Source organism: Streptomyces sp. NPDC020958 (assembly GCF_055562175.1).
Map to the genome: position 1 here is coordinate 1 of NZ_JBVHFU010000026.1, position 17010 is coordinate 17010.

Genomic DNA, 17010 nt, shown 5'->3' on the forward strand with positions numbered 1-17010 from the left:
CCTCGAACAACTCCGGCAACGTCACATCCGGAACCGCACGAACCGTGTCGTTCCACTCCACCAACACCCGCCGACGCTCCTCGACACCAAGGACATCGATCTCCCTGACCGACCGACCGGGGTCGGCGACGGCGGCGTTCAGCACGCGCAACAGGCGATCCGCGAGACTCCGGACGGTGGTCTCCGCGAACAGATCCGTCCGGTAGTCCAGCTGTCCCTCAAGGCCTGCCGGCTTGCCGTCGACGCCATGCGTCTCCGTCAGGCTGAACGACAGGTCGAACTTCGCCACCGCACCCTGGACGGGTTCTACGTCAGCCCGTACGCCCGGTAGGTCGAGCTCGGGTCGGACGTTGTTCTGGAAGGCGAGCATGACCTGGAAGAGCGGGTGGCGAGCCATCGAGCGTGCCGGGTTGAGGATCTCCACCAGCCGCTCGAACGGCACGTCCTCATGCGTGAACGCGGCCAGGTCCGCCTCCCGGACCCGTTCGACGACGTCCCGGAACGTCGGGTCGCCCGACAGATCGGTCCGCAGGACCAGCGTGTTCACGAAGAACCCGACCATGTCATCGAGGGCCTCGTCGGTACGCCCCGCGACCGCTGTCCCGATCGGGATGTCCTCCCCGGCGCCCATCTTCGACAACAGGACCGCCAGCGCCGCCTGCACGGTCATGAAGACACTCGCACCGCACGACCGGGCCAGCTCCACCAGAGCCGTATGCACCTCCGCCGGCACGCGGAATCCGACCGCGGCGCCCTCGTGCGAAGCGACAGCGGGCCGCGGGTAATCCACTGGCAGCTCAAGCTGCTCCGGCAGACCGGCCAGGGCCTGCTTCCAGTAGGCGACCTGGGCGGCGATGACACTGTCCGGATCACTTTCGTCGCCGAGAACCTCGCGCTGCCACAGCGTGTAGTCCACGTACTGCACATCAAGCGGCCGCCACTCCGGAGCACGCCCCTGGCAGCGGGCCGCGTACGCCTGCGAAAGATCCCTCGCCAACGGCGCCATCGACCAGCCGTCCGCCGCGATGTGGTGCACCACCATCACAAGCACCCACTCACCAGGGACGTCCGTCACCTCCAGCAGACGCACCCGCCACGGCAGATCCCGCTCCAGATCGAACCCGGCCGAAGCCACCTCCATCACCACGGCGGCGACACGATCGGTGACCACCGGCACCACACGCAATCCGGGTACGCCCGTGGCCGCGTTCAGGACGAGTTGGCTCGGCCGGCCGTCGGCGTCCTGCGGGAACACCGTGCGCAGGCTCTCGTGCCGGCCCGCGACATCCGCCAGCGCAGCGCGAAACGCCTCCACGTCCAGCTCACCCGTCAGCCGCAGCACCAGCGGAATGTTGTACGTCGCCGAGACACCCTCGAGCTGACCCAGGAACCACAGACGCCGCTGCGCGAACGACACCGGAACAACCTCCGGCCGCACCCGCCACCCCAACGGCTCCCGCACCCGGGCCCCTTCATCGAGCCCGTCCACCAACCCCGCCACCGTCGGAGCCTCGAACAACGACCGGATGCTCACCTCCACACCGAGGACCGTCCGGATCCGGCTCACGAGTCGGGTCGCCAGCAGCGAATGCCCGCCCAACTCGAAGAAACCGTCATCGATCGACACCGACTCCACGCCCAGGACCTCGGCGAACAGCCCGCACAGGACGGCTTCCTGCGGCGTCCGCGGCCCGCGGCCCGCACCCACCCCGGCGTACTCCGGGGCCGGCAGGGCGCGCCGGTCCAGCTTCCCGTTCAGCGTCAGGGGGAGAGCGTCCAGCGCCACGAACGCCGACGGCACCATGTAGTCCGGCAACCGCTCCGCGACGTACGCGCGCAGTGCCGCCGTGTTCACGTCGGCGGGTTCGGTGCCGGTGAGCGGCACCAGGTAGGCCGTGAGCCGCTTGTCGCCGGGAGTGTCCTCCCGAAGGATCACCGCGGCCTGGCCGATCTGGGCGTGCCCGGCCAGGACAGCTTCGATCTCGCCCGGCTCGATGCGGAAGCCGCGTACCTTTACCTGGTCGTCGACGCGGCCTATGAAGTCCATGGTGCCATCGGCGAGCCAGCGCACCACGTCTCCGGTGCGGTACATCCTGCCGCCAGGGACGCCGAAGGGGTTGGCGACGAAGCGGCTGGCGGTCAGTTCGGCGCGGTTGAGATAGCCACGGGCCAGGCCGTCGCCGGCGATGTAGAGCTCACCGCTGACCCCTGGGGCGACGGGGCGCAGTGCCTCGTCCAGGACGTACAGCTGGGTGTTCCAGAGCGGTCGGCCGATGGGGACGGAAGTGTCCGGTACCTGGCCGACTTCCAGCAGCGGGTTGACGGCGGAGAAGACGGTGGTTTCCGTGGGGCCGTACTCGTTGGCGACGACTGTGCCTGGGCAGGCTTCGAGGACGCGGCGGACGGCGGTGGGCGAGACGACGTCTCCACCTGCCCAGATCTCGCGGACGCCCTTGAAGCAGGCGGGGTGCTCCTCCGCCAGGACGCGGAACAGGCCGGCGCTGACGAACAGACCGGTCACGTGCTGCTCGGTGATCACCTTGGCGAGGTCCGCGGCGTCCATCAGACCTGCTGGGGCGACGACGACGGTGCCGCCGGTCAGCAGCGGTGTACAGATTTCGAAGGTGGACGCGTCGAAGGCGTACGGGGAGTGCATGAGCACGCGTTCGTGCCGACCGGATTTCCAGTAGGAGTCGGCCGCCAGGTGAACGACGTTGCGGTGCGTATTGGCCACGCCCTTGGGCTTGCCGGTGGAGCCGGAGGTGTACATGACGTACACGAGCTGCTCGGAATGGACCCTGGCCTGCGGTGCGGCCGGGTCCGCACCCGTCCACGTCGTCGTATCCGTCTCGTTCTCCGAGTCGGCCTCACCCCGGGACGTGACACGGATGACGGGGACGTCCGCGGCGAAACCGATGTCGTGCCGTGCCCGATCGGTCAGCAGGGCCATGGCAGCGGTGTCCTGGAGAATGAACTCGGACCGCCCGGCCGGCTGGTTCGGGTCGATGGGGACGTACGCGCCGCCGGCCTTGAGAATGGCGAGGGACGAGACGACGACGCCGATGGAGCGTTCCAGGAGGACGGCGACCCGGGACTCGGCGGTGACGCCGGCGCGTCGGAGCCTGCGGGCCAGCCGGTTGGCGCAGGCGTCCAGTTCCGCGTACGTCAAGGTGGTCGCGCCGTCGGTGACGGCGTGGGCGTCGGGGGTGCGTGCCGCCTGGGCTTCGAAGAGTTCGTGGACGGAGACGTCGTGCGGATAGTCGACGTCCGTGTCGTTCCAGGTGTGCAGGATCCGCTCGCGCTCGTCCGGTGCGACCATGTCGGCCTGGCGCAGGGGGGCGCCGGGATCCGCGACGAGCTGCTTCAGCAGGCTCAGGTACCGGGTCTGGTGGGAGGAGAGTTCCTGCCGTTCGTACAGGTCGGAGTTGCCGTCGAAGTCGATGACGGGGCCCCGGCCGTCATCGACGTCACGGACGACGATGGACAGGTCGGGTACGGGTCCGCTCGACAGGTTGTGCGGGGCGCCGTGGAGATCGCCCAGGGACATGCCGTCGTTGAACGAGATGATGTTGGCGACGACGTTCCAGATGCGCTGGGTGTGGTTCCCTCCGCGGATCTCCCGGATCAGGTCCTCCGAGCGGAAGCGCTGGTGGCGCAGTGCCTGGTTCACCTCGGTGGTGGCTCGGCCGAGGAGGTCGCTGAAGGATTCCTCGCCGGAGACCGTCAGGCGGAGCGGAAGGACGTCGGAGAGGGTGGTGACGGTGTGCCTGGCGTGCACCGACTTGCGGCCCGTGACGGGAAGGCCTACCAGGATGTCCTGTTCACCGGTCATACGACGGAGGTAGACGAAGACGGCCGCGATGAAGACGACCGCGCGTGTCGTCCTGTGCTCGTGGGCGAGGTCGCCGAGCGTGTCGCTGGCCGTCTTGTCCAGCTCCGTGGTCACCCGGGTGACGCGTCCGTTGACGCCGGGCTCGCGTGACGCGAGGGTCGTCGGGTGCGGGCGGTCGGCGAACTTTTCCAGCCAGTAGGCGCGGTCGGCGGTGTACTTGGGCGAGGCGAGGTACTTGCGGTCCTCCTCGCGGAGCGGATCGAGCCCACGCGGGACGGCTGCTTCGGGCGCGTGCGTGCCCGGCGACCGGAGCGACATGTAGATCTCTCCCAGGCGCTGCTGGAACAGGAAGCCGCCGTAGCCGTCCATGAGGAGGTGGTGAAACCTCGCGTACCAGAAGTAGCGCCTGTCGGAGATCCGGAAGAGGGCGAACGACCAGAGTCGATCGGTGAGGACGTCCACGCGCCGGCGGAGGTCGGCGTGCATCCATTCCCGCGCCGCTGTCTCCGGGTCGGGCCGGCCGGAGACGTCGATGTATCCGACGTCCGGGACGAGGGACGGGTCGAGCGTCTGCCGCACGCCTTCCGGTCCTTCGCTGAACCGCTGGTGCAACGCTTCGGACTCGCGGAACGCCTGCTGGCAGGCCTCCTGGAACAGGGCGACGTCGATGTCGCCACGGAAGTCCACGTACTCGGCGATGTTGTAGGCGTGGCCCGAAGGGTCCAGCTGGTGGCCGAACCAGATTCCCGTCTGAGCAGTGGACAGTTCCTTGTGCTCGCTCTGCTCCTCGGACATCCTCATCCCCTCACGCTTCAAGCCAACAACTGGAACAGGCAACACGGCGGCGTACCGGTGCACCGGTGTGCGGGTGTGCCGTGGCGGGCGCCGTCGGGCCCGTGTCTCGCTCGCGGCGGGCCGCCGGTCAGCAGGCGTCCCTTCTCGCTTCGAGCACGCTGAAGAACGAGTCCGTGAGCCGGGTGACGTCCGAAAGGTGCAGGCCTGCCTGCCCGAGCAGGGACCTGTACTGGTCCAGGGTGCGTTCGCGGCCACCGAGGACGACCATCATTCCCAGGTCGCTCCACCAGGCGGGGTGGGCTTCCCCCGGTTCGGGCAGCAGCATCTCGCAGATGAGCAGGCGGCCGTCCGCGGAAAGTGCCTCGCGGCTGCGTCGCAGGATGGTGACCGCGTCGTCATCGTCCCAGTCGTGGAGGATGCTGCACATCAGGTAGGCATCGGCGCCGGCGGGGATCTCCTGGAAGAAGTCGCCCGATTCGGTCCGGCAGCGGTCTCGCAGGGGGGCGAGTTCGCCGGAGACCTCGGCCCGTTCGACGACGCTGCGCCGGTCGAAGAGAACTCCGGTGACGTGCGGGTTGGCCGTCAGGATGGAGGCGAGTACGGCACCCTTGCCGCCGCCCACGTCAAGGAGGCAGCGGATGTCGTTCCACGCAGGGAGGGTGGCGAGGCCCGAATAGAGACGACCCGCCCGCTCCCGCATGCGTTCGTCGAAGGCGGCGCCGAGCCGGCCGTCGCTCTCCTTGTGGGTGAAGAAGCCGGCGCCGAACTGGCTGTCGAAGGCGGGCCGGCCGGTGGCGACAGTGTCGACAGCCCCGAGCCAGGCGCGGTAGGAGTCGACGTTGGTGAGGGTCGCCCGCATCGAGACGGACGAGTCGGTCTGGAGCAGTTGGCCCAGCCGGGTGAGGGAGAACAGGCCTTCACCGTGGTCAGTGAAGAACCCGCAGCTGGCAAGGGTCCGCAGGAGCCGTTCCAAGGCTCCCGGCGACAGGTCGAGCGCCCCGGCCAGCTCCGCCACCTTCCGTTCGCTGTCGCTGAATTCGTCCGCAATGCCCAAGTGGGCGGCGACGGACAGCGCGTACGGCAGTACGGCGACGATGCTGTCGTCTGCCATGCGCAGGAATTCGCGGACCACCGGGTCGGTCGCGGTCGCGATGACGTGCTCTCGGTCGGTACTCACCCGGTTGGGCCTTCCGTTCATGCCGTCAGTTTGCTGGCGTTTTCAGGAGTTGGTGTCGCCCATGGCGTCCACCAAGCTCTTGGGGCGCATGTCCACCCAGTTCTCGTTGATGTAGTCGAGGCAGGCCTGTCGGGTGTCCTTGTCGTGGACGACGGTCCACCCTGCGGGCACCACGGCGAACGCGGGCCAGAGGGAGTGCTGTCCTTCGTCGTTGACCAGAACGGTGTAGACGCCCTCGGGGTCCTCGAACGGATTGGCCATCGGGTCTTCCTTCCTTGCTGAGCGGATTCCACGGTGCCCGGTGCGGCTGAGTGCACCGGGTTGTTCAGCGGCCGGACGACGGCAGTCGCAGCAGCGCGCAGGCCACTGCTCCGTCGGGATCGCCGGCGCTGACCAGCGCCAGGCGGTCGCCGTCGTGGCCGCGGTCGGAGGCGGCGTGCTGTGCGGTGCTCAGCAGCGCCACGATCTGGAAGACGGAAGCGGCGGCGGAGGTGTCTCCGATCAGCGATCCGATCGCGGGCCGGGAGACGGCCTCCGTACCGAACATCTCCTCGAGCAGCTGGGTTTCCCCGGGCGTCGGCGTCCCGCCACAGCTGCTCGGCATGGCAGCCCAGACGTCCCCGGCAGCCACTGCGGCGGCGTCGAGTGCGGCGGACAGGCACGAGCGCAGGGCGGCGACGGGATCACCCTCCACGTCGATGCACGAGGTGACCGCCAGGACCTCGGCCAGGACGGTGCGCTCGGCGCCGATGGCTTCGGGCCGCTCCAGCAGGAGGACGGCGCATCCCTCGCCTAGTGCCGCGTCCGCGTCACCGGGGTGCCGCCGGTGGTGCTCCAGCCAGGAGCGGGCCTGCGAGTACTCCTCGGTGGCGCCGACGACAACACGGTCGGCGCGGTACTGCGCGAGCAGCCGACGGCCGTGTTCGAGGGCCATGAGGCCCGATACCCGGCCGGCGGCGAGGGTGCTGTTGGGGCCGCGGAGGCCGTGGAAAATGGCGCTTGCCGAAGTGGCCCTGTTCATGGCCATGTTCGGGATGGCCACGGGTGGTACGTCCTGGGGGTGTCGTCCTTCGAAGGAGGCGCGGGTCAGGTCTGCGTATCCCTGTGCGCTGCCGGCGGTGGTACCGAGCACGATCGCGGTGGTGAGACCGCTGTCGTCGACGATGTCGGGCGTGTGGCGCACCAATTCGCGCACCGCCGTGATCGCCAGGCCGGTGGCCCGGTCGAGCCCTCTGGTGCCGGCCTTGCCCAGGACCTCCCGGACCTCGAAGTCCGGTACCAGATGGGCCAGCGGCTCGGCGACCACCCCCCAGACGTCGGTGTCGGGGCGCCGGGCGGTCGTGCGGCCGGCCGACAGTCCCTGTTCGAAGGACTCGTGTCCCACCCCGAACGCCGACACGGCCGACCAGGCGGTGATGACGGGGCGCTGCGGCCGGCCCGCCTCGGTGCTCAGCACGGCTGCTCCTCTTGTGCGATCTGCTCGCGGTCCGGGTTCCGTGCGCCCGGTGGGGTCCGTTCGCCGTCGGGGCTGCCGAGGACGAGGACAGCGTTGTTGCCGCCGAAGGCCAGCGCGCTGTTCTGTACGATCCGCACGTCTGCTTCGACGGATCGGTTGGGTGTGCAGTCGACGGCGCATTCCGGGTCGGTGTGCCGGTGGTTGGCCGTGGGGGGCACGAAGCCGTGGTGGATGGCGAGGGCACCCGCCACCGCGCCGAGGGCGCTGGCCGCGCCCATGGTGTGTCCGATCATCGACTTGACGGCGGTGGCGCGGGGCAGCTGTGCGCCGAAGACGTCGTGCATGGCCTGCACTTCGGTGATGTCGTTGGTCTCGGTGCCGGTGCCGTGCGCGCAGACGAGGTCGACGTCTGCGGGGCTGATTCCGGCGTCGTCCAGGGCCAGGAGCATGCAGCGGGCCACGCTTTCCCGTTCGGGAGCGACGGGGTGGTGGGCGTCGCAGTTCAGTCCGTAGCCCATGACTTCCGCGTACACGCGGGCGCCGCGGGCGCGCGCGGAGTCTGCGTCCTCCAGCAGGAGCATGCCGGCTCCCTCACCGAGCAGAAGGCCGTCGCGCCCTGCGTCGAAGGGGCGGCACTCCTCCTCGGCGACGAGACCGAGCCGGGTGAACCCGGCGAGCGTCTTGCGGCACAGCACGTCCGCTCCGCCCACGAGGGCGTAGTCGGCCTCGCCGGACCGTACCGCGTCGAGTCCGGCGCCGATGGCGTAGTTGCCCGCGGCGCAGGCAGTGGCGATCGTGATGGCTTCCACGTCGCGGAGGCCGAGCTCGCGCGCGAGGTGTACCGAGAGCTGCGATGCGGGTACGCGGCGGGCCAGGGTGGCCGGCATGTCTTCGAGGCCTCCGGGGAGGACGGTCTCGACTATGCCGTCCAGGTCCGGTACGCCGCCGTCCGTGGTGCCGACGGCGATGAACCCGCGCCGTCGCATGTGCAACTCCGACGCGGTCGTTCCGGCGTCGGACAGGGCCATACGGGTTGCCGCGATGGCGAATCCTGCGGCCGGTCCCACCTCTTCCAGAGGAAGGTTGTGGATCCAGTCCCCCGGTTCGTAGTCCGTCACCTGATGTCCGCGCCGCTGCGGGAAGGCCCGTGTGTCGAAGCGCGTGATGTCGGTGGTGCCCGCGCGTCCGGCCCGCAGCGCGTCGGTGAACGGCCCGACACCGTTGCCGATGCTCGAAAGAACGCCCATGCCGGTGATGACCACTCGTCGGCGCCGGTCGTTCGTTCCGCCCCCCGTGTTCTTCATCTACCTTGCCCTGGCCGTTTCGAGGATCTCCAGCACCGTTTTCAGGTCGACGATGCGTTTGAGGTCTTCCCGCGCGATCTCGATGTCAAGCGCCATCTCGATTTTGCTCTGGATTTCCACGGCGTTCATGGAGTCGGCACCGTAGTCCTCACGGAACCGTCCGGTGGGGGTCAGCTCCTCCTCCTCAAGTTCCAGCACATCGCAGATTATTTGGCGGACTTTCGCCTCGCGCTCGGCAGGAAGCACCGCTGCTCCTTTTCGCTCGGGCCGTGACGGCACAGGGAATTCATTCTTGTTCGGGCAGGGTCTGTCGGTCCAGCGATGATGTCGAATGTCACTCAAGTCACTTGGCGAGTGACGAGCGTTCGTACGCGTCGCTGTGCAGGCCGTGCCGATAGGTTTCCACTCTGAGCAGCTCTTCCAGCCGCACATTACCCAGAGCAACGTCGGCACCGAAATGGTCGAGCAGTGCGAATTGGCTCGGCTTGGTGGGCGCCTCGAATATGAGGCGATCCAGTCCGAATTCATCCGCAAGAGTGTCGGCGAGTCCGCGGCTCAGCTGGCCGCGGGAATCGAAGAGCCCCACGTCGGCAGCGTTTTCGCGGCCTTCGACTACAAGGTGGGTGGCGCCTTCGTTGAGCCATTGGCCGCCCTGTGCGATGAGCCGCTTCGTCGTCGCCTCGTCGAATGCCCCGTCGTGCTTCCCCCCTATCTCGTAGGTGACCGTGAGGCCTCGGGCCGTCGCGGCCTCCAGCACGCGTCCGGGGTGGGGGTCGGAGCGGGTGAAGCCCTGTCCCGCCTCGATGCCCGTGACGTTCAGCCGCTGACACAGGTCGAGGTACTCGTCCAGCCGGCCGAGGTCGGCGGCTATCTCGAACATGCCGCCGCCGACCGTCACCGGAAGGCCGTGGTCCCGGGCGGCCCGGATCTTCTGCTGGAGACTGCTGTCCTCGATGAGCAGCCACGTCGCCATGGAGAGCTTGAGCCCCGCCATCAGGGAGTGACTCTGGCCGATGTGGGAGACCACCGTCGCGACGTCGTAGCCGGGGTCGAAGGGGTAGGTCCGGGGCGCCCGGCGGACGACGCCCAGTGATGCGAGGAAAGCCCGTTGCGGGGACTGAGCGCCGTTCGCTCCGGACACGCTTGCTCTTTCGTTCACTGAAAGGGGGTTACCTTTCCAGTCGAGTACCCACGCCGTTGTCGACGGCTCGTCCGTAGACGGCGGCCGAGCAGGCGATGTCTCCGACGGCCTGTCCGATGGGGTTGAAGAAGATGGTCTCCTCGGGCTTCTCGCGGCCCGGACGTGCGCCGGTGACGAGCTGCGAGAGTTCCGCATGACAGCGGTCGGGACCGAAGGTGCCCTGCTGCGCCATGGTGTGGAGAAGCTTCCCGGGGCGCATGACCTGCTCGTAGCAGTCGACGACAACCTTGTCGCTGGCGAGGACGACGTCCGGCATGGGGTCGGCGAGCGAAACGTTCAGGAACAGGGAGCCACGCGGCACCCATTCGGCGGGGATCCACGGCTCGGGGGCGGTGGTGACCACGAGGATGACGTCGGAGTTACGCAGGCATCCGGCGGCTTCGTCGTGGACGGTGACGGTCAGCCCGTGCTCCTCGTGGGCCCAGCGCGCGAAGGACTCGGCCTGCTGGGGGGAGACGTCGTGGACCTCCACCGCCTCGGGCCTGTCCCACGTTTCACACAGGAGCGACAGATGCGTCCTGGCGAGGAGACCGGCTCCCAGCACCGCGAGGCGCCTGCCCTCGGGCGCCAGGTACCGGCAGGCGAGGGCGGAGACCGCGGCGGTCCGCCATGCGCTCACGAAGGAGCCGTCCATGATGGCGACGGGGTAGGCGCTGTCCGCGTCATTGAGAACGATCACCGCGGAGGCCCGCGGTATGCCCCGGACTTCCTGGTTGTCGTGGGTGCTGCCGATCCACTTGATGCCGGAAAGGTGGATCTCGCCGCCCACGTAGGCGGGCATGGCGATGATGCGGTCAGTCGGGTGCGGGCGATCGGGCCGGCGCAGATACGGCTTGAGCGGTTGCACCACGTCGCCGGCGGCCTGGGCGCGAAGCGCGGCCTCCACGGCTTCCACGAAGAGAGTGCGTTCGGGGCCGACGGCACGTTCGACGTCGGCCGCCGACAGGTAGAGCAGCCCATCGTGTGCGATGGAGTCCAACGCGTTCAAGATTCCCCCTGTGTCCCGTTCACTGCCGATCCGTGTGCTCAGCTGTCGGCAGGCTGACCGGTGTGTGAATACGTCGCGCTGCTGCCTGTCATCCGATGGATGGCGCGGTTCACCTGGTGGGCGAATTCCTGCTCTTGCTCCAGCAGGTAGAAGTGGCCGCCCGGAAAGGTGTGGCTGTTGAAGGTCCCCGTTGTGGCGTCCTGCCACTTGGCCACCCTATTCCAGGGAACGCCCTCGTCGTCAACACCGGCAAATGCGGTTATAGGTACGGAGATCCTGCGAAGCGGTTGCGGCGAGTATTCCCGCACGAGACGGAAATCCGCACGGACCGCGGGCAGTACCAGCTCGCGCAGTCCGGGCTCGAGCATCGGATCGGTGTACGTACCTCCGGTCCTGCGCAGTTCGGCGATCAGCTCTTCATCGCTCTCTCCGGGCCATTCGCGTTCCGGAGGCAGGTGGGGCGGAATCTGGGCGGACACGATGAGTCCGGCCGGTCGTCGGGCAAATGACATCTCAAGGAGTCGTGCCACTTCGAACGCGACCCACGCGCCCATACTGTGCCCGAAGAGGACAAGGGCGGAATCGTCGTCGAGGTGCGGCTGCAGGGCCTGGACCACTTGGGGTGCCAGGTCTTCCATCCTGGAAGCGCACGGCTCGGATATGCGGTCCTGTCGGCCCGGGTACTGGACGGAGAGCAGATCGGTTCCGTCAGGAAGCCACGAGGCCCAGGAATTGTGGAAGGAGGCGGTGCCGCCGGCGTGTGGCAGGCAGAGGAGGCGTATGCGTGCGTCACGACATCCCCGGGTGCGCCGGATCCACGACGCTCCGACGGCGGGACGGTCAGATGGCATACCCGCCTCCGCGCCCGCCGAGCGGGCACCCCTGCCCGTCGATAGCGCCTGCCGTGCCCTCGGAAGCATCTGCGCCTAACGCCGCTAAACGCGACACGCCGACACCCACACAGCGCCGTACCATGCCATTCACCCCCGTGTGATTCAGCACATGTGATGTTGCAGCTGTGAACAGGTCGAGATCATAGGTGAGTTGGAGACCGAAGGCAACGAAGATCAACCCGTGAACACCCGGTCACACCCCGTAGTCACCGCATGGCGCCGACGCCGGTCCGCCGGCGGCCAGCGGGTGTTCCGGGGCTCGTCAAGCCCTCCTCTCCGACCCCGTCCGCCCCACGCGCTCAAGAACGCGCACGGCGTCTTCGAGAGGGCGTTCCGGAGCCAGCTTCTCGGCGAGCCGCCTGGCGTTCCGCGCGATGGTGGGGTCGGTCGTCGCCGTGACGATGCCGGAGCGGAGCGTTTCGGCCGTCAGATCCCGGAACTTCACGGGCGCCGCCGACACGCCGAGACCGTGGACGTGGTCCGCCCACATCTGCTGTTCGTTGTGGAACGGACAGGCCATCTGCGGGACGCCCGCCACCAGGGCGGCGTTGCAGGTCCCGGTGCCCCCGGCGTGCACGGCTGCACGAACCCGGGGGAAGAGCCAGTCGTAAGGGACATCCCTCACCACCATGACGTTCTCGGGCGGGTCCACCACCCGTATTCCGCCCCAGCCCTCCACGATGACCGCCCGCTCGCCGGCGGCGGTCACCGCCTTGACGACGAGTTCGCCGGTCGCCTCGGGATCTCCACCGAACATGCTGCCGAAGCCCACCGAGATGGGTGTCCGGCCCTGCTCCAGGAAGCGCACCAGCTCGGCGGGCGGCTGCCAGTCCGCGCGGTGGGGCAGCGTCCAGAACCCGGTGGTGTGCACCCACTCGGGCCAGTCGGCGGCAGGCTTCAGGACGTGCGGGCTGAAACCGTGGAGCACCGGTGTCGGGTTGCCGTGGACATCGGTGCGGAAGTCCGTGTAACCGTCCCGGGGCGCCAGCCCGAGGACGTCCGAGCGCCACTGCCCCACCCAGTCCGACAGCGGTGGCTCGAGGGGCCTGTTGACGCGGGCGTGGTCCTCCATGTTCGTAGCCGTCGGCCGCAGGCCCGGGCCCGGCGAGTACTCCCGGGAGACGACGTGGTGCGGGTAGAGGGAGGCGAGGACGTGCGGGACCCCGAGCCGCTCGGCGATCTGGTGCGTCACCTGCCGAGAGGAGGGCGAATAGACGATCAGGTCGGCCCCAGCCGAAGCCGCGTCCCACATCTCCCGCATCATCAGCGGGAACACCCGCGGGAAGAGCGCCGTCATGGACTCCCGCAGTCGGCGCTGCACCTCTGGGTCGTCGTTGTTCAGGTACAGCCCGCGGACCTCGGGACTCGACTGGAGCCGGACCAGTTCGTCATTGAGCGGAGCGAACGGAACGTCGAATTCCGCGGCGAAGTCTCCGTAGAGACGTGGGGCGACGAGCGTGGCGGCGTGTCCTGCCCGGTTGAGCGCGTACGCCAGGGCCAGATACGGCTGCACGTCGCCACGGCTTCCGTCCGTCACATAGACCAGAACCTTCAATTCCGTTCCTTCCTCGAGACCAGACCGGGAGACATCTCGACACGGAGCGCTGCCGGGGGATCGATGCGGCTCGCAACAGGCGAACGTACGTGATGGGGGGAGCGGCGGGGGCGCCGCGCATCCGTGTGCCGCGGCAGTGCCCCACTCGGGGACCGTCCCGGCCGTGCCACGGGCGGGACCGCGTCGATCATACAGGCAGCACCTCGCCGGACCGCGGCCCCACACCCCAACTCTGGCTGCTTCAAGGCCATTTGTCGCGTCCAGGACGAGTCCCGCCCCTGCCGGGCCACGGAGGCACAAGCGAGCGGTTCCCACTCCGGTTGTGTCCTTGATCACTTGCAAAATACCCCGGCCGCAGGTCAAATCAAGGGGTTACGGTGCGATCGGCCACGGGGGCATCCCAGGGTGCGGGCCATTGCCGCCGCAGGCATCGCCGTGTTCCGGCACTCGTTTCCCCTGCTGCTCCGCCTGCTGAACGCCCCCATCCGGAGCGGCTCCGAGCATGGTTGTCACAGCCCACCGAGGTAGCAGAGGAAGCCAGGGAACAGGTGGACCAGAGCAGAAGGCGGATGGGCGAGGCGTCGGCCCCGACACACCACGGCGAGGTGCTTCAGGGGATGTTCCGCGACCGGGGCACGGCGCGGCGCGGCCTCGTCACCCTCCCCTGCCCCCTGTACCGTGTGCGTGCACGCTTCGCGTCGGACGGCCGGGTCGACGTCACCGTCTCCCCCGGCTGGCGCACCAAGGCCCGCACGGCCGCGCGCCTGGCTCTGTCCGCCCACGGCCTGCCCCCGGGCGGACATCTGGAAATATCCAGCGACGTGCCGCTCGGGCGCGGGTTCGGGTCTTCGACGAGTGACGTCCTCGCGGCGATCGGGGCCGTCCAGGACAGGTACGCGCTGCGCCTGACTCCGGCGGACAAGGCCCGGCTCGCGGTACGCGCCGAGACAGCCTCCGACTCGTTGATGTTCGACTCGACGGCCGTACTCTTCGCCCAGCGGGAGGGCGAGGTCATCGAAGACTTCGGGAACCCCCTTCCCGCGGTGTTCGTCCTCGGCTTCGGATCCAGGCCGGCACTGGGAGGCCGCGGGGTCGAGACCCTCTCCCTGCCGCCCGCCCGCTACACCGCTGACGACGTCCTGCGGTTCGGGGAGCTGCGCGCCATGCTCCGCGAGGCCGTACTCGCCAAGGACGTGGCGCTGCTCGGCCACGTGGCCACTGCCAGCGCCCGGCTCAACCAGCGCCACCTTCCGGTCCCGCAGCTGGACCGCATCCTCAACATCGCTGAGGAAGCCGGGGCGTTGGGCCTTCAGATCTCGCACAGCGGGGATGTCGCCGGGCTGCTCTTCGACCGCGACGATCCCGCGCTCACCGTCCGCTCCACACACGCCGAGGGGTTACTGCGCGACATCGGCATCGTCGAGTCATGGAAGTTCGCGACGAACGGATGAATGAGTTCATGACTATCCAGCAATCAGCCGTCTACCCCTCGGTGATCGAGGCGGTCGAACTACCAAAGATCATACATATTGGCGGCAACCTCTACGCCGCCGCGTTCACCCTGATGAAGCTCCTGCCGGCCCGCCACATCATCGATAGGGCCATCGCTGCCGGAGACCTCACACCGGGCACGCCGGTCATCGAAACGTCCTCCGGCACCTTCGCCCTCGGACTCGCCCTCGTCTGCCGGCAGCGGGGCCTCCCGCTCACCATCGTCGGCGACCACTCCATCGACGACGGCCTCCGCAACCGCCTGGAAATGCTCGGAGCCGAGGTGGAACTCGTCGAGGACCACGGGCGGCCCGGCGGTATCCAGGCGGCCCGGCTGGCCCGGGTGGAGGAGCTGCGCCGGGCCAGGCCGGAAAGCTTCGTGCCGCAGCAGTACACCAACCCCGAGAACCCGGCCGCCTACGCCTCCGTGGGCCGGCTCGTGTCCCGCACTCTGGGACCCGTCGACTCCCTCGTCGGGCCCGTCGGCTCGGGAGGGTCCACGTACGGCATCGCCTCGACCCTGCGCGCGGACACGCCGGCGCTGCGCCTGATCGGCGTTGACACGCACGGCTCCGTCATCTTCAAAGCACCGGAGGGCCCTCGGCTGCTGCGAGGTCTGGGCAGCAGCATCGTTCCGGGGAACGTCGTGCACACCGCGTACGACGAGGTCCACTGGGTGGGGCCGGGCGAGGTCTTCCACGCCACCCACGAGCTCTACCGCCGCCACGGCCTGTTCATGGGTCCGACCAGCGGTGCCGCGTTCCTCGTGGCCTCGTGGTGGGCGCAGCGCAATCGCGACTCCACAGTACTGGCGATACTCCCGGACGAGGGGTACCGCTACCAGTCCACCGTCTACAACGACGCCTGGCTGCGCGGCCAGAAGGTCCTGCCCGCGCTGCCCGCCGACGGCCCCCGCCTCGTGGAGAGGCCGGGAGAGGGCGACGGGAGCTGGTCCAGACTCCTGTGGAACCGCCGCACGTACGACGACGTCGCGGGCGCCTCCAACGACCTCCAGACACAAGGGAGCCCCACGTGACACAGCCCGTGCTGCTACTCGTGGAAAGCAACACGACCGGAACCGGACGGCAGTTCGTCCAGCAGGCGAGGACACTGGGCATCCAGCCCGTCCTGCTCTGCACGGACCCCGGACGCTACCCGTACGTGGCCGAAGACGACGTGCGTGCCCTCGTCGTCGACACGGCGGACGAGGCCGCCGTCCTCGTCGCCGCCCAGCGCCTGCAGGAGCAGGCTCCGATAGCCGGGGTCACCTCCAGCTCCGAGTACTATGTGGCTACCGCCGCCGCCACCGCACACGCCCTCGGTCTGCCCAGCCCGGACGCCGACGCCGTACGGGAATGCCGCGACAAGGCACGGCAGCGACAGCGGCTGCACGAGGCGGGCGTGGGCGTTCCGCGCCACGAGCGGGTGCACCGCGTCGACGAGGCACGGGCGGCCGCGTCTCGCATCGGGTACCCCGTCGTGCTGAAGCCCGTCCAGGGTTCCGGCAGCCTGGGCGTGCGGCTGTGCGCGGACGCCGAAGAGGTGTCGGCCCACGCCACGGCCCTGACGTCCGCCGCCGTGAACGAGCGCGGCGTGGCCGTACCCCGGGACATCCTCGTCGAGGAGTACCTCCTCGGCGCCGAGTACTCCGTGGAAGTGTTCGGTCACACGGCCGTCGTCGTCGTCGCGAAGCACCTGGGCCCGCTGCCGGACTTCGTCGAGCTGGGCCACGACGTTCCGGCCCCGATACCGGCAGACGCCACGGCACTGCTTCGGGACCAGGCCGTCCGCGCGGTGAAGGCACTCGGACTCGGCTGGGGAGCCGCACACGTCGAGCTGCGCATGGACGGCGACGACGTCCGCGTCGTCGAGGTCAACCCGCGGCTGGCCGGCGGCATGATCCCGGAGCTGGTCCGCCGCGCCCTCGGCGTCGATCTGGTGGCCTGTCAGGTCAGGACCGCCGTCGGTGCTTCCTCGATCGACATCCCGTCGGCGGCGGGCAGGGCGGCCGCGATCCGGTTCCTCATCTCCGACCTTCCGGGCTTCATCGCCGACCGCACCAGGACCGGGCGGGCCCTGGAGACGGCCCGTTCGGCACCCCACACCGAGACCGCCGTGCTGTACCGCGCTCCCGGCGATCCGGTCGAGCCCGCCCACGACTTCCGGGGCCGGCTCGGACACGTCATCGCATCTGCCGCCGACGCGGCCCTGGCCGGTGCATCCGCCGACGAAGCACTGCGCGAACTGGCCGGCGCGCTCCACCCGGTTTCCCGGGGGGCAGAGGTATGAGCTCCGAACACAGTCCGGATGCGGCACCC

At 69.0% G+C, this 17010-nt stretch carries 13 protein-coding genes; 3 read left to right on the forward strand and 10 right to left on the reverse strand.

Annotated features, from left to right (window positions below; translation table 11 throughout):
* The 10 genes from ACZ3KP_RS39310 to ACZ3KP_RS39355 all read right to left on the reverse strand — a co-directional run.
* Positions 1-4627, reverse strand: a 4627-nt coding sequence (locus tag ACZ3KP_RS39310) for an amino acid adenylation domain-containing protein (protein ID WP_467505764.1), incomplete at its 3' end; no start/stop codon positions are given.
* 127 nt (positions 4628-4754) lie between these two features.
* Positions 4755-5804, reverse strand: coding sequence for a methyltransferase (locus ACZ3KP_RS39315; protein WP_467505766.1), 1050 nt, complete (start codon positions 5802-5804; stop codon positions 4755-4757).
* Between the two features lie 42 nt (positions 5805-5846).
* Complete coding sequence (locus ACZ3KP_RS39320; protein ID WP_361382796.1) at positions 5847-6065, reverse strand: MbtH family protein; 219 nt, start codon at positions 6063-6065, stop codon at positions 5847-5849.
* 64 nt (positions 6066-6129) lie between these two features.
* The gene (locus tag ACZ3KP_RS39325; protein WP_467505767.1) at positions 6130-7260 is read right to left on the reverse strand and encodes a beta-ketoacyl synthase N-terminal-like domain-containing protein; all 1131 of its coding nucleotides are present in this window, start codon (positions 7258-7260) and stop codon (positions 6130-6132) included.
* The gene (locus tag ACZ3KP_RS39330; RefSeq protein WP_467505769.1) at positions 7254-8564 is read right to left on the reverse strand and encodes a beta-ketoacyl-[acyl-carrier-protein] synthase family protein; all 1311 of its coding nucleotides are present in this window, start codon (positions 8562-8564) and stop codon (positions 7254-7256) included. Before ACZ3KP_RS39330 ends, ACZ3KP_RS39325 begins: the two co-directional genes overlap by 7 nt.
* Positions 8565-8810 carry an acyl carrier protein gene (locus tag ACZ3KP_RS39335; protein ID WP_467505770.1) on the reverse strand — a complete coding sequence of 82 codons (246 nt, stop codon included), beginning with the start codon at positions 8808-8810 and terminating at the stop codon, positions 8565-8567. It abuts the gene before it with no gap.
* Positions 8811-8907: 97 nt separating this feature from the next.
* The gene (locus tag ACZ3KP_RS39340; RefSeq protein WP_467505772.1) at positions 8908-9705 is read right to left on the reverse strand and encodes a phosphosulfolactate synthase; all 798 of its coding nucleotides are present in this window, start codon (positions 9703-9705) and stop codon (positions 8908-8910) included.
* 28 nt (positions 9706-9733) lie between these two features.
* Complete coding sequence (locus tag ACZ3KP_RS39345) at positions 9734-10744, reverse strand: 2,3-diaminopropionate biosynthesis protein SbnB (RefSeq protein ID WP_467505774.1); 1011 nt, start codon at positions 10742-10744, stop codon at positions 9734-9736.
* Positions 10745-10791: 47 nt separating this feature from the next.
* Positions 10792-11673 carry a thioesterase II family protein gene (locus tag ACZ3KP_RS39350; protein WP_467505775.1) on the reverse strand — a complete coding sequence of 294 codons (882 nt, stop codon included), beginning with the start codon at positions 11671-11673 and terminating at the stop codon, positions 10792-10794.
* A gap of 235 nt (positions 11674-11908) precedes the next feature.
* Positions 11909-13183, reverse strand: a complete 1275-nt coding sequence (locus tag ACZ3KP_RS39355) for a glycosyltransferase (RefSeq protein ID WP_467505776.1) — start codon at positions 13181-13183, stop codon at positions 11909-11911.
* A gap of 698 nt (positions 13184-13881) precedes the next feature.
* Here ACZ3KP_RS39355 and ACZ3KP_RS39360 point away from each other — a divergent pair.
* The 3 genes from ACZ3KP_RS39360 to ACZ3KP_RS39370 are packed head-to-tail and all read left to right on the forward strand — an operon-like array spanning position 13882 to position 16981.
* Complete coding sequence (locus ACZ3KP_RS39360; RefSeq protein ID WP_467505777.1) at positions 13882-14652, forward strand: GHMP family kinase ATP-binding protein; 771 nt, start codon at positions 13882-13884, stop codon at positions 14650-14652.
* A gap of 8 nt (positions 14653-14660) precedes the next feature.
* Positions 14661-15728 carry a PLP-dependent cysteine synthase family protein gene (locus ACZ3KP_RS39365; protein ID WP_467505779.1) on the forward strand — a complete coding sequence of 356 codons (1068 nt, stop codon included), beginning with the start codon at positions 14661-14663 and terminating at the stop codon, positions 15726-15728.
* Positions 15725-16981 carry an ATP-grasp domain-containing protein gene (locus tag ACZ3KP_RS39370; RefSeq protein WP_467505781.1) on the forward strand — a complete coding sequence of 419 codons (1257 nt, stop codon included), beginning with the start codon at positions 15725-15727 and terminating at the stop codon, positions 16979-16981. The genes ACZ3KP_RS39365 and ACZ3KP_RS39370 overlap by 4 nt, the downstream gene beginning before the upstream one ends.
* Positions 16982-17010 lie beyond the last annotated feature (29 nt).

Bases quoted from the DNA above. Each gene is read 5' to 3' on its own strand.
- ACZ3KP_RS39320 (WP_361382796.1), bottom strand. From the start codon at position 6,065: ATGGCCAATCCGTTCGAGGACCCCGAGGGCGTCTACACCGTTCTGGTC.
- ACZ3KP_RS39330 (WP_467505769.1), bottom strand. From the start codon at position 8,564: ATGAAGAACACGGGGGGCGGAACGAACGACCGGCGCCGACGAGTGGTC.
- ACZ3KP_RS39350 (WP_467505775.1), bottom strand. From the start codon at position 11,673: ATGCTTCCGAGGGCACGGCAGGCGCTATCGACGGGCAGGGGTGCCCGC.
- ACZ3KP_RS39365 (WP_467505779.1), top strand. From the start codon at position 14,661: ATGACTATCCAGCAATCAGCCGTCTACCCCTCGGTGATCGAGGCGGTC.